This window comes from Candidatus Nanopelagicales bacterium, assembly GCA_018003655.1.
GTDB lineage: Bacteria > Actinomycetota > Actinomycetes > S36-B12 > UBA10799 > JAGNDY01.
Genome location: JAGNDY010000061.1, coordinates 1 through 12,244, shown reverse-complemented (window position 1 = coordinate 12,244; position 12,244 = coordinate 1). Strand labels below are relative to the sequence as shown.

Genomic DNA, 12,244 nt, shown 5'->3' with positions numbered 1-12,244 from the left:
AGGTCCCGACCATTCACAAGCGGGACTTCGAGGTACATCGTCCCGAGGGTGTCGCTCGTCGTGGCATCAAAAGGAACCGATTCGACGAGGGCACCCTTTGCCAATAGGTAGCCGGACAAGCCGGGAATGTCCGCGATCTCCACAGCCGGGGCCTCGTTCCAGGCGATGGAACTCGGATCCTCGTTGGCCAACAACCACTTTTGCCCCACCCGCCCTTGCCAGGCCGACGACAACGATCCAATTGAGCGGGTCCGCTGGCCGAGAGCGTCGTCGACGTAGTAGGTCCCGGTGCCACCGAGGCTGCGTTTGACCAGGTAGGTGCGGCCCCACGCCTTGACCGTCCGGAGAGAGATACCCGAAGACTTGGTGGACCAGAAGGCCCCACCCTTGCGTCGCACCAAACGGCCGGGCTGGTTGACCCACTTGCCGTCGCTTAGGAATGCCACCTTTAACGACCGGTCCTTGCCCGCGGCCACCCGCACCACTGCCGCCTGACTCGTGAATATGCCCGTCATCTTCCTGATGTCCTTGGCAATCGCCTTCGCCTTGGCGGGCTTGCCGGTGATCTCCTTGGGTAACTCGCCGATTGCGCCGGTCTCAACCAGGGCATTGAGCGCAACTGTGTGCGCGATCGTCTCGGCGCTTCCGGAGCTGAAACCTCTGCCGGCGCCCTCAACAACGACCGCCAGGCCCTGATCGGGAGCAATCACGAAGCCGGCGTGGTACTGGCCGATGTCGCCACCCTTGGTCCAGCCGCGTACACCGGCTGACTTCAGGGCGGGGTCCGCCACAGTGTCCCAGCCGAGGCCGTATCGGAAGCCGCTCGGCGATCCCGCCCGCAGCGTGGTGGCTGTCTGGTCAACGCTCATCTTGCGCACGGCAGAGCTGGAGAGAATCCGCTTGCCGCCGACCACCCCGTCGCCGGTGAAAACCTTGGCCAATCTGGCCATGTCGTCCGACGTCGACAGCAGACCGCCGGCGGCGAGGACGTTGATGACGTCGAAAGGCTCGGGCTTCCCACCTTGAATGACGGGTGCGAACTCTCCCGGCGCTGGCACCGAATCCGCGTAGGCCGAGTGCCGCATGCCCAGCGGTGTGAAGATATTCCTGGCCGCATACTCCTGGAGTGGCACTCCCGAGACGCGCTCCACAACTACACCCGCCAAGGTGAAGCAGTCGTTGCAGTACACGTTCATCGCGCCGGGAGTCGTCTTCAAGTGGGAGTTGCGCAGCCCAGCCATGACACCGCTGACGTAGCTAGGTATTGGCTTGGTGCTGAGGCCGTTGGCATAGTCGCTGCCGGGCAGGCCAGCCGAGTGGTTGAGCAGCATCCGAACGGTTATCTGCTGGTACTGGGGCGACGCCATCGAAAAGTCCGGCACATACCGAGTGATCGGGGCATCGAGCGAGATCTTGCCTTGATCGACCAACTGCATCACAGCGATCGTTGTGACCACCTTGGCCACCGACCCGACCCCGTACTTGGCGGTGGGTGACGGCTTCCGTCCAGCCTGGTTGACACGGCCGAAGGTCTGGCTCCACACCGTCTTGCCGTTGGAGACCAACGCGACTGACGCCGAGGTCGTCTTCGTCTCCTTCAGTGCCTTCCGGACGGCCTTGCGACCCTCTTTGATTGTCTTCGCGAAAGTCAGCTGCTTGCGTTGCTGCGCGGTTTGTACGGCCTGTGCTGACGGAACCCCGACGAATACCGTTGTGGTCGTCAGGATTGCGATCAGGATCTTGAAGGTGCGCATTCTGTGACCCCTCCGCGGGGCGCAGAGGCACGCTCCAGATTGGAGAGTACATGTCCGGCGGCCTCGGGACACCGTGCGCAAGCGTCTAGCTCGGCATTCAGGGGAAGCGAGATCAGCTGCGACACAAGCGAATCCAGGTTCACCCAGGTCCGAGCAACTCACTCATGGACGTGGCCGAGAGCTGTGTGAAACGGGCTGGTGCCCCGGAGCGGAATCGAACCGCTGGCCTACCGCTTAGGAGGCGGTCGCTCTATCCGACTGAGCTACCGGGGCGTGCGAGCCTGCAGCAGCGAAACCACTGAGCCTTTGTCGCCCCGCAGAGGTTACAGCAGCGAGTGCGCCCGGCTCGTCGGAAGCGGTGACCTGCACCCTGACTTGCTTCAGCGAGCGGAGTGCAATCAACTGAAGCAGTGAAGTCATCGGCTCTAGCGGCCACCCTCGGCATTGTCTCGTTGTTGATCGCGGGCTGCGCGACCGACGCCGATCCACAGATCGTCGGAACCCCCGACACGCTCTGGCAGCAGGCCCGAGTCGTGAAGCCGGACCGTCCCTGGGTGGTCGGACTGGGGGACTCGTACATGTCCGGTGAGGGCGCGCGTTGGGCCAGCAATGGGTCGAATAATGCCACCGTCGAATTCAATGGTGGCTGGCTCGTCGGCACGGTCGATCAGGTCTACGGCGACAGTCCGGAGAATACGGAGTCGATCCCCTACTGCCACCGAAGTGCAACGGCACCGATGTTCACCGGTGCCGATGTCAACCACGCAAACTTTGCTTGTAGCGGAGCGCAGACCAACTCATTCGTGAATCAATATGGCCGCGCCAAACCTGGGATTGATTTCGACAGCATCACCGCCAGCGATGGCCAAAAGGTGGAAGGCCAAGCCGCGCAGCTTGAGAAGTTCGCCAGCACACACGATGTTGACGTGGTCACGTTGTCTATTGGTGGAAACGACCTTGGGTTTGCCGAGATCATTTCGACGTGCGTGAGCAGTTGGATAGAAGGAACCCCCTGCAAGGACTCAGCTCTGATCGCTTCCCGCGTCAACCCGACGGTCAAGCGAACTCTGACAAAGCGGGTTAAGGGAGCCATCCAGAACGTCAATACTGCAATGTCGCGCTCCGGCTACAAATCGACCGACTTCCGCCTCCTTGTTCAGTTAGGCCCTTCGCCGATCCCCAATAGCGACCAGATCGACTACGAGGACTTCTCTTTCGATCGGCAGGCCTTTGGCGGGTGCGGGATGCTGAACGCGGATCTGAACTACGCCAATGACAAGTTGCTTCCCTACTTGGACTCGATCATCACCGGCGCCGTGCAGGACATCCGCAAGGAATCGGGTTCGGCTGCCATGACTGTCGTCGACATGAAAAAGGCGCTCTACGGCCACCGCCTCTGTGAGAAGGGAACTCAGCGGCCTGAGGCCGGCACGGGCATCCCGCCAGAGGGCTTTGCCCAGGGCGTGGAATGGATCCGATTCATCTCGATCACTGCGGTCAAGCTCTACCCCGAATCCGCCGACGCGCAGGAAGCGATGCATCCGACCTACTTTGGACAACGGGCGCTCGCGTCGTGCATGACGCTCGCGGTGGACACTCCGGCAACGACCACGCGGGTGGGTTGCACCTTGGGTTCACCACTGTCGTTTGGCGACCAAGTCCTACCCAAGATGGCTCTTCAACCCGAGTAGAGCCGTCGCTGCCGGTGCCGGAGTGCGCCGACTCGTGGACGGCCGCAAGCGCGTGGGAGGATCCGGGGATGGATTGGAAACTCGAAGTCGTGGTGCTCCCAGTGGCAGATGTCGAAGGGGCCAAGGAGTTTTACGTTGATCGGCTCGGCTTCGGACTCGACGTCGATAACCAGATTTCCGACAGCTTCCGTATCGTGCAGGTGACCCCACCCGGATCCGCGTGCTCGATTACCTTTGGGACCGGCATGAGCGGTGCCGAGCCGGGTTCAGTCAAGGGTCTGCAACTGGTGGTCTCCGACATTGACGAGGCCGCCGCCCAACTCAACGATCACGGAGTCGAGAACTCTGGCATCAAGCATTTCGACAACGGTGTCCAGCAGCCGGGCAAAGGCGGACCCTGGAACAGCTTCCTGTTCTTCGATGATCCCGACGGGAATTCGTGGGCGATTCAAGAGAAGCCCGCCGACGCCTAGTGTCGACACGTTCTGATGCTCGCTGCATCATTGACGTGTGCCGCTTGACCATGTCGATGAACTGATCGAGTTGCGTCGAGGGCTGCCAGAACCGGCACGCACCTCGGCGGGCCTCACCAAGGACGCAACCGGATTGGCATTCGCCATTCCCGGCGATGCCCTGTTCTGGTTGGAAGTTGCTCCAGTCGAGGACGGGTGGCAAGTCACCGAGGTATTTCAGGTGAACTCATCGACGCCCAGTCAACGCACAGTGGTTGCTGAGGCTGTCGGTGACGATGTCGTGGACATCGTGGACCGTGAGTACCGGCGACTGCTGATCGAGCGCCGCAACGCGGCTTGCGGAACGCCTACGCGCCGCAACTCGACGCCCGGCTAGGCCCATAGCCTCGCGGTACCCCGCCTAACAGGAGAAGCCCATGACCTGCGACCGCAAGCACGTGATCATTACCGGCACGTCGTCTGGCATCGGAAAGGCCACCATGCAGGCGGCGACAGCTGCTGGGTGGCACGTTTTCGCAGGAGACCGGTCGGCGCAGAGTTCGGGTCAAACCGAGCAGTCGGGCACTGGACTCGTGACATCGGTCCACGTCGACATCACCGACGTCGACCAGATCGCCAGCGCGCAGCAGTTGATTGTCGAACACGTCGGTCAAGCGGGCCTCGACGGGCTTGCCAACATTGCCGGCATTGGGATTCCCGGGCCGTTGGAGACGATGCCGCTGGCAGATCTTCGGTTCTCGTTTGAGGTGGATGTCCTGGGCCAGGTTGCGATGACTCAGGCCATGCTGCCGCTGCTACGGGCGGCCCAAGGTCGAATAGTGTTCATCGGATCCATCGCTGATCGGATTGCCCTGCCCTTCTTCGGTGCCCTCTCAGCGTCCAAGTCCGCAATCGCGGCCATCAATGACACGTTTCGCCAGGAACTGGCGCCGTGGGGGATCGACGTGATCCTGATCGAACCTGGCTTCATTTCAACCGGTGCCGACACGGCGACAAAGGAACGGATCGACCGGCTCATTGCGGACTTCACCGTGGAGCAGCGCGCTCTCTACGGAGACATGTTTCAAGCGGCAACGGATGCGGGCTACAAGACTCAGACCGCTGGGAGCTCACCAGCCGTCGTTGCGGATGTGATTCTCGATGCTTTGACCACTGCCAAGCCGAAGAAGCACTACTTGACCGGGTCCAAGTCGCACATGGCTGCGCTGGTCGCAAAGCTTCCGCAAGGGGCGCAAGACGAACTCAAACGCAAGGGATTCGGAATGCCCGAACCCGGTTCGCTTGAAGACGACTAACACCGCGCCAGACCCCAGTGACGGTGCCCGGGCGTTCCGCTAGAACAGAGGACGATAGTGATGGGCGTGTGCGGCGCGTACCTCGCTGCCGAGGTCGAAAGTCGTCTGCGGGTGAACAGGTTCAGTAGCCGGTCGTAGTCCACGTTCTGCACCAGCTAACGAAGTTCGCGTATGCCACTTCGTGGCGTGGAAACTCCAACTGGCGTGAGCTATTCCGAGCGCACCGTGACATCCTGGGTCGTCGAGGCTGGGACGATTCCCACCTCGGCGAATCTGTTCAAAACGCGCCGCGTGAACTCGTCCGTGGCCAACCGGGCGGACCGCACCGGAACCACGAAGCGCGCCGCGAGTTCCAGGTAGTTGTCGGTCGCGTGGATGAACACTCGCGATTCGACCTCTAGACGCGCAAGGGGGTACCGGTTCACCATGTCGGCGATCGCCGCGGCGGCTTCCTTCGATGTCGAGATCCGGACGACCTCCTCGGTCAGGATCGCTTCGGCCGTGCGCCAGTCATCCCGATACGCAATCGGGATTGTGACCTCCTCCCACAGGAACTCAAACGATGCGCTGTAGTTGAATACCGGCTGTTCGAAAGTCGCCTTGTTCGAGACCGCAACGATCCGGCCGGTGTACTGGCGGCCATGGATCCAGGTATCTTCCCCGTGACTTGATCCGATCTCCATCAGCTTCGTCCGCAGGGGCGCGATATCGATCACGTCACCGTTCACTCCGCCAAATTGCACTCGGTCGCCAATCCGGAAGACGCTTCCCGAGATGACGGTGAACCAACCCGCAAGGGAACTGAAGACACCCTGGAGCGCGACCACGAGGCCAGCCGCTATGAGTCCCAGAAGCAGCCCCAGCTGGCCGGCGAAAGGTCGCCACAAGATGCCCAAAGCAATCAGGGTCAGGACGACCGTGACGTAGTGGGCGACCTTACGTGTGTAGTACTTGCGGTATCGGTCATCGGCCCGCCGGGAAAGGACGCGCCCAGCCAAGCTCCCAAACAGAATTGCTGCCACGATGATCACGCCGGTGGTGACGAGCTTGCCCTCGACGTGATTGTTATCTGCGACCAGGTTCCACACCGTGTCCATACGCGCAACTCCTGTCTGCCCCGCTCGTGACCATAGCTCACTCGTAGGTTGCCGCCATGAAGGTTGGCTACCAACCCCGCACGTCGGATCTCAGCGTAGGTTTGGCCAATTCCATCCAGTCCAACTCGTCGATCATGAGGACATCAACGCGGCCGCGCCATGCCTGGCGCGTGGAAGGCTTGCGGTCCGCTAGACCTCTGCCTAGTCCTCGGTGAGGTAGGGCACCAAGGCGTCCAGCACACTCGCGTCCTCGATCGTGCTGGGCACGGGCTCGTGACGGCCATCAGCGATCGCGCGCATGGTCTTGCGCAGGATCTTGCCCGAGCGTGTCTTCGGCAACGCAGGTACGCAGACAACGGACTTCAGCGCTGCCACTGGTCCGATGTGTTCGCGAACCGAAGCAATGACGGCGTCGCTGATGTCCTTGGGGTCGGCCGTTGAACCTGCGCGAAGGACGACGAGCGCACGAGGAATCTGGCCTTTGAGATCGTCGGCAACGCCAATCACGGCGCACTCGGCGATGTCCGGATGCATGGCAACCACGGCCTCCATGCCGCCGGTGGACAGCCGGTGACCGGCGACGTTGATGACGTCGTCAGTTCGACCCATCACATGGACGTAACCGTCGGAGTCGATGTAGCCACCGTCACCGGTCGCGTAGTAACCGTCGAAGACGCGCAGGTAGCCGTTTGCATAGCGCTCGTCGTCGCCCCAGACCGTGGTCAAAGTGCCGGGAGGCAACGGAAGCCGGATCGAGATGTTGCCCTCCACGCTGGCTGGCTCTTGGTGACCGGCGCCATCGAGAATCTGGATGTCGTAGCCGGGCATCGCGACGCTTGGCGAACCGGGTTTGATCGGTAGCAGACCAATACCGCGTGGGTTCGCGGCGATTGGCCAGCCGGTCTCGGTCTGCCACCAGTTGTCGATGACCGGGATGTCGAAGGTGGTGGTTGTCCATTCGAAAGTGTCCGGGTCGAGGCGTTCGCCAGCGAAGTAAAGCGCCTCCCAGCAGGACAGGTCGTAGCTGCGCATGAGTTCGCCCGTGTGGTCTTCCTTGCGGATGGCCCGGATCGCGGTCGGCGCGGTGAACAACACCTTGACCCGATGCTCGGAGATCATCCGGCCGAACGCTCCGGCGTCCGGAGTCCCGACGGGTTTACCCTCGTAGATCACCGTCGTGGCACCTGTGAGCAGCGGCGCGTACACGATGTACGAGTGTCCAACGACCCAACCGACGTCGCTGGCTGCCCAAAACACATCGCCGGGCTCGATCCCAAAGATGTTCCGCAAGCTCCACTGCAAGGCGACAGCATGGCCACCGTTGTCGCGCACGATGCCCTTGGGTTTGCCGGTGGTGCCAGAGGTATAGAGGATGTAGAGCGGATCGGTTGCGGCAACTGCGACGCAGTCGTGCGGCTGTGCATCGCCGATAGCCGCCGCCCAGTCAATGTCGCGTGGGCCGAGGTCGGCGATGAGTTCAGGTCGCTGCAAGATGATCTGGCAGCTGGGTTGGTGGTTGGCGACCGCTAACGCATGGTCCAGTAGAGGTTTGTAGGCAATGGTGCTGGTGCGCTCCACCCCGCAGGAAGCGCTGACGATGACCTTAGGTTCCGCATCATCGATCCGAGCAGCGAGTTCGTCGGCGGCAAACCCGCCGAACACGACGGAGTGAACAGCGCCGAGTCGCGCGCAGGCAAGCATCGCAACGACGGCCTCCGGAACCATGGGCATGTAGATGACAACGCGGTCCCCAACGCTGACTCCCTTGGCGGCGAGTACACCGGCAAACCTGGCAACTTGATCAAGCAACTCGGCATAGGTATACGTCCGCTGAACCCCGGTCACCGGGCTGTCGTAGATGAGTGCGGCTTGGTTTGCACGGCCGTTTGCCACGTGTCGGTCCAGCGCGTTGTATGCGGTGTTCAGCGTCGCGTCCGGGTACCAGCGATACAGCGGCGCGTTGGAGCTGTCCAAGGCCTCAGTTGGGGCGTCGAACCAGTCAACTGCGGAAGCTGCGTCGAGCCAGAAGCCTTCTGGATCCTCGATGCTGCGGCGGTAGCTGGCTGAGTAGTCGTTGGATCCGGTCATGGGTCGCTCCCAGTTGATTCTTGAGGCTCTGGGTGCACCCTATTGCGCCCAGTCTGGACCGGACTCGCAGATAGGGTTGAAAGATGAGCACCGTCGAGTTGAGTCAAGAAAACGGCACACTGCACCTGCACACCGGCGTCGCGGGTCGGGCGGCTCGGATGGGCCACAACCTGCTGATCGCCGTTGAAGCCTGGAATGCCAACGTCGAGTTCAAGGGCAAGGTGCCGACGGCGGTGAGCCTCACCGCGCAGCTCAGTAGCCTCGACGTCGTCGAGGGCCACGGTGGCGTGAAGCCGCTCAGTGGTGGCGATCGTGAACAGATCCGCGCCAACGCACTGCGCAGTCTGCGCGAGGCTGACTTCCCGACGGTGACGTTCAACGCCACTCAGCTGATCGTCGCTGACAGTGGCTACGACGTTGTTGGTGCGCTGACGATTGCGGGTGTGACCAAGCCACTGACCGCACGGATCACGACCACTGACGAGGGTGACCACTGGCGGGTTGCCACCAGCGTGACCGTCAAGCAAACCGACTTCGACGTTGCGCCCTACTCGGCGATGATGGGGGCGCTCAAGCTGCGCGACGAGGTCGAGGTTGATTTCGAGGCATTCCTGACGGTGTAGGTCACGAGCCCGACCGTGGTTCACCGGGTTGTGGCCGATGGCCGTGTCACGACCGCCACCTCGTGCGAACTTCGTGGTTCCATGGACTCGTGACCGCGACCATCCACGCCCACCCTGACTGGCCCAGCAATCCGGTGTTGCCCCGCGACTTCGTCGCCCGTTATGGCCACGGGGCAGATCGCGCGCTGGTGATCAGCGGTGGCGGCTTGGCCGGTTTGGCGTGGGGTGCCGCCTACCTCCAAGGGCTTTCGCGAGCAGGTCTCGAACTTTCGACCGCTGACCTGGTGGTTGGCACCTCGGCAGGCTCACTACTGGGTGCGGTGGTGCTCGCGAAGGATCTGCGGCGGTTCAACTTCCAGCTTCAGCTCGCTTCGAAGTCCAGGCTTTTTGAGTTCATTCGTAAGGATTCCGATCCGCACGAGAGTGCGGCCCACGCGCGCGCGATGTTCGATGACGCGACCGATGGCGACGAGGAGACGCTGCTGCGGATTGGTCACGCCGCGCTCGCCGCCAAGGCGCCGTCGAAGTACGCGATGTATGCGCAGATCTCGGCTTTTGTCGGTCGGATGAAGTGGCCATCGTCGGCACTGAGGACAACCGCCTATGACACCTACACCGCGCAACGGTTGGTGTTCTGTCGGCAGTCGGGGGTGCAGCTGTTGTCAGCGCTGTCGGCCAGTGCCGCAGTGCCCGGCCTGATGACACCGGTGCAGATTGACCAACGCCGATGCATGGATGGCGGCATGGTGTCCGGCAGCAATATGGACATCGCGGCCGGTGCCCGCAAGGTGTTGGTGCTGGGATTGGTTCATGACCCGGAACCGGGTCGGTGGACCAACCGGCCGGGAATCTGGAACGAGGAGTTGGCCTCCATGCGAGCCGCTGGCACAGTCACCGTGACCCGGCTACCGGCAGAAGAACTTGGCGATCCCATGGATGCGACGGCACTGCCGCTTGGTCTGCGCCTGGGTGCCGAACAGGCCGAACGCGACGCTCCGGAACTGTCGGAGTTCTGGAACACCTGAGCTATGACCACTTGAGCTGGGCAGCCAGGACGCGCTTGGCAGATTCGATCGCTTGCGCCTTCGGGTAGCGACCGGAATCGATCGCTTGGGCAATCGCATCGATCGTCCCCGGGGCACGGGCACCTGACAGGGACGCCATATCCGATCCTGCGATCAGTGAACGCAGCACAGCCTCCCGCGTAGTTTGATTCATGGCCCCGGTCACGGCATCCATGGAAAGTGCGTCAGTCATGATCAACAGCTTTGGCCCGCCTTCCTTGCGGACCGTGGCAAGCGCGTTCCGCGAAAGGCTTGCCGGTGTGTCGGGCTCAGTTAAGCCAGGCACGATTAGGTGTCCGACCATGACTGCTGGTACGTCCTGTTCGAAGGCTGCTCGGAAGGGGACCGCGTCGCGATTCTTGACGACCGACCAGTTAGGGGTGAGCCCAGAACCGGTGTGTGTGTCTGAGGCCGAGCCATGGCCCGGCCAGTGTTTGATGACCGGCATGACGCCGGCGCTTTCCGTCCCCGTGGTCCAGGAGGAGGTGTACTTAATGACCGTGCTGGGGTCCTTACCGAACGAGCGGCCCTCGTTGTCGATGAAATGCCCGGCAACCGCAAGGTCGGCCACGGGGGCAAGGTTGACGTTAACCCCGAGCTGTTTCATGGCGGTTCCGTAGTCTGCTGCGACCTTCTGGACCTGTTTGGGAGTCTTGGTAGCCGACAATTTCTTGGCCGACGGGAGCGGGCCGAGTAGCGGCGTTAACCGCTGAACCAAGCCGCCTTCCTCGTCGCTGGCGATGAGGAGGTGACCGCCGGGGGTCGCGTCATTGAGGTCCGCGAGTTGGGCCTTCAACGATGACGGCGGCGTGCCGTACAGGGTGATGCCGCCGAGGCCTTTGGTCGCCAACGATCGAGCGTAGGACAGCTCGTTCATTTCGAATCCGGCAATCACCAACTGGGAGGCAAGTCGCTCGCTGCTCCACGTCGCCGGATCCATCGCGGGGTCAAGCGGCGCGGGGACGCTCGCGGAGGATCCGGCCACAGAGTCGCTTGCCGAGGTGTCCGCTGCTGCGCCTGTCGAGGAGCAACCCGCGAGTGCCCCGAGTAGCGCGGCGGTGCTGACTAACGCAGACAGGGTGACGGGGTGGCGACGCATTGGGCCACGGTACCTGGGGCGACCCCTACGGAACAGGCGCTTGCCGCAAGCGGCGCGCAACAAGCACAACGACGCCCACCAGGAAGATGGCGCCGATCGCCAATGCGGGTACCGATACTGCTGTTCGGGTCGGTGGGGGCGTCATCGAATACACGTAGGCCACCCGACTCACGGCCCCCGCCGGAGCGGGATACGGTGCCGCGTCGCCGGCGCGATCACTGGCGGCTCGCAGGTACGCATCGGCGAGCGCCGGCTGACTTGACGAGTTAACGACTGAGTTCAGCAGCTTCGCCGTGCCTTCGGAGTGAAGCTGATCGAGGCCGCTGCCGAGATCGACACTGCCGCCGACGATTTGCTCAGCACCAGCTGACAGCTGACCAAGGCCACCGGTGAGGGTGGTTGAAGCCGATGCGAGGTCTGCTGCTCCGTTGGCAGCGCGTTTGGACGCTGCGGCGAGCTCCTTCGCGCCCTTCGATGCGGCCATCAGCCCGGACTGCAACTCGAGCAACCCCTCGTACACACCAGGGTTCTTCACGCTGCCGCTTTGCAGACCCGCACTCACCGAGATGAGCCCGGTTTCGATCCGGTTGAGCAGTTGGGTGTTGATGAGCTGAAGTCCCGCGGCTACACCTGCCGACTTAGCCGCAGCAGAACCGCTCTTGCCGATGGCGTTCTGTAGCGCCGAACACTGCTGCGGGGTCAGTCCCGACGGCACCGGTACGCACTTAGCCACGTACACGGTGGTCACGGATCCTGCGGCCGTCGCCGAGTCGGCCGCGGCCGAGAGTGCGCCTGTTCGCGCCACCGTGACCGCTTTTTGGGCCAACCGGATGGCTTGCACGAGGGTGATCTTCTTGGGGATCGGCGGTGGTGTGGGAATGGGTGGATCGTTCGCGGCGCCGACCCCAGCAGCGAGCTTGGCAACTGCGGCGGCCAGGGTATCGGTTGCCTTGCTGGACTGCGGAAGCTCCTTCGCGAGCTTGGTGATGCCGTCGGTCAAGTCATTGAGTCCGGCAGCCAACCCGTCGACTCCACCGGACAATTGACGTGCGCCCGAATA

11 protein-coding genes and 1 tRNA gene are annotated in these 12,244 nt (G+C 62.6%); 6 read left to right on the top strand and 6 right to left on the bottom strand.

All coding sequences use genetic code 11. The features are described from left to right. A partial coding sequence (locus tag KAZ48_08705) for a beta-lactamase family protein (GenBank protein MBP7972868.1) occupies positions 1-1,754 on the bottom strand: 1,754 nt, incomplete at its 3' end. 196 nt (positions 1,755-1,950) lie between these two features. Further along, positions 1,951-2,027: transfer RNA gene (locus tag KAZ48_08700), tRNA-Arg, on the bottom strand. A 137-nt stretch (positions 2,028-2,164) separates the two neighbouring features. Between KAZ48_08700 and KAZ48_08695 the strand changes: the two genes are divergently transcribed. From KAZ48_08695 to KAZ48_08680, 4 genes are all read left to right on the top strand, one after another. Further along, a complete protein-coding gene (locus KAZ48_08695) occupies positions 2,165-3,445 on the top strand; it encodes a hypothetical protein (protein MBP7972867.1) in 1,281 nt (426 codons plus the stop codon). 68 nt (positions 3,446-3,513) lie between these two features. Continuing rightward, positions 3,514-3,918 (top strand): VOC family protein, encoded by a 405-nt coding sequence (locus KAZ48_08690; GenBank protein MBP7972866.1) that lies wholly within the window; start codon positions 3,514-3,516, stop codon positions 3,916-3,918. Between the two features lie 37 nt (positions 3,919-3,955). Further along, complete coding sequence (locus KAZ48_08685; GenBank protein ID MBP7972865.1) at positions 3,956-4,294, top strand: hypothetical protein; 339 nt, start codon at positions 3,956-3,958, stop codon at positions 4,292-4,294. A gap of 40 nt (positions 4,295-4,334) precedes the next feature. Next, positions 4,335-5,213 (top strand): SDR family NAD(P)-dependent oxidoreductase, encoded by an 879-nt coding sequence (locus KAZ48_08680; protein MBP7972864.1) that lies wholly within the window; start codon positions 4,335-4,337, stop codon positions 5,211-5,213. Between the two features lie 209 nt (positions 5,214-5,422). On the opposite strand, the gene KAZ48_08675 is transcribed toward KAZ48_08680, so the two are convergent. Beyond that, on the bottom strand, positions 5,423-6,310 hold the full coding sequence (locus tag KAZ48_08675) for a mechanosensitive ion channel (protein ID MBP7972863.1): 888 nt from the start codon (positions 6,308-6,310) through the stop codon (positions 5,423-5,425). 201 nt (positions 6,311-6,511) lie between these two features. Further along, on the bottom strand, positions 6,512-8,398 hold the full coding sequence (locus KAZ48_08670) for a propionyl-CoA synthetase (GenBank protein MBP7972862.1): 1,887 nt from the start codon (positions 8,396-8,398) through the stop codon (positions 6,512-6,514). A gap of 83 nt (positions 8,399-8,481) precedes the next feature. On the opposite strand from KAZ48_08670, the gene KAZ48_08665 reads away from it, so the two are divergent. Further along, the gene (locus KAZ48_08665; protein ID MBP7972861.1) at positions 8,482-9,021 is read left to right on the top strand and encodes a YceI family protein; all 540 of its coding nucleotides are present in this window, start codon (positions 8,482-8,484) and stop codon (positions 9,019-9,021) included. 89 nt (positions 9,022-9,110) lie between these two features. Continuing rightward, positions 9,111-10,046, top strand: a complete 936-nt coding sequence (locus KAZ48_08660; protein ID MBP7972860.1) for a patatin-like phospholipase family protein — start codon at positions 9,111-9,113, stop codon at positions 10,044-10,046. 1 nt (position 10,047) lies between these two features. Here KAZ48_08660 and KAZ48_08655 read toward each other — a convergent pair whose 3' ends face one another. Together KAZ48_08655 and KAZ48_08650 are read right to left on the bottom strand one after the other, a co-directional pair. Further along, positions 10,048-11,184, bottom strand: a complete 1,137-nt coding sequence (locus KAZ48_08655; GenBank protein MBP7972859.1) for a glycoside hydrolase family 3 protein — start codon at positions 11,182-11,184, stop codon at positions 10,048-10,050. A gap of 25 nt (positions 11,185-11,209) precedes the next feature. After that, positions 11,210-12,244: hypothetical protein (locus tag KAZ48_08650; GenBank protein MBP7972858.1), on the bottom strand; the 1,035-nt coding region annotated here is incomplete at its 5' end.

Excerpts from the sequence above, each read along its gene's own strand:
- KAZ48_08690 (MBP7972866.1), top strand. The coding sequence starts at position 3,514 with ATGGATTGGAAACTCGAAGTCGTGGTGCTCCCAGTGGCAGATGTCGAA.
- KAZ48_08680 (MBP7972864.1), top strand. The coding sequence starts at position 4,335 with ATGACCTGCGACCGCAAGCACGTGATCATTACCGGCACGTCGTCTGGC.
- KAZ48_08675 (MBP7972863.1), bottom strand. The coding sequence starts at position 6,310 with ATGGACACGGTGTGGAACCTGGTCGCAGATAACAATCACGTCGAGGGC.
- KAZ48_08670 (MBP7972862.1), bottom strand. The coding sequence starts at position 8,398 with ATGACCGGATCCAACGACTACTCAGCCAGCTACCGCCGCAGCATCGAG.
- KAZ48_08665 (MBP7972861.1), top strand. The coding sequence starts at position 8,482 with ATGAGCACCGTCGAGTTGAGTCAAGAAAACGGCACACTGCACCTGCAC.
- KAZ48_08655 (MBP7972859.1), bottom strand. The coding sequence starts at position 11,184 with ATGCGTCGCCACCCCGTCACCCTGTCTGCGTTAGTCAGCACCGCCGCG.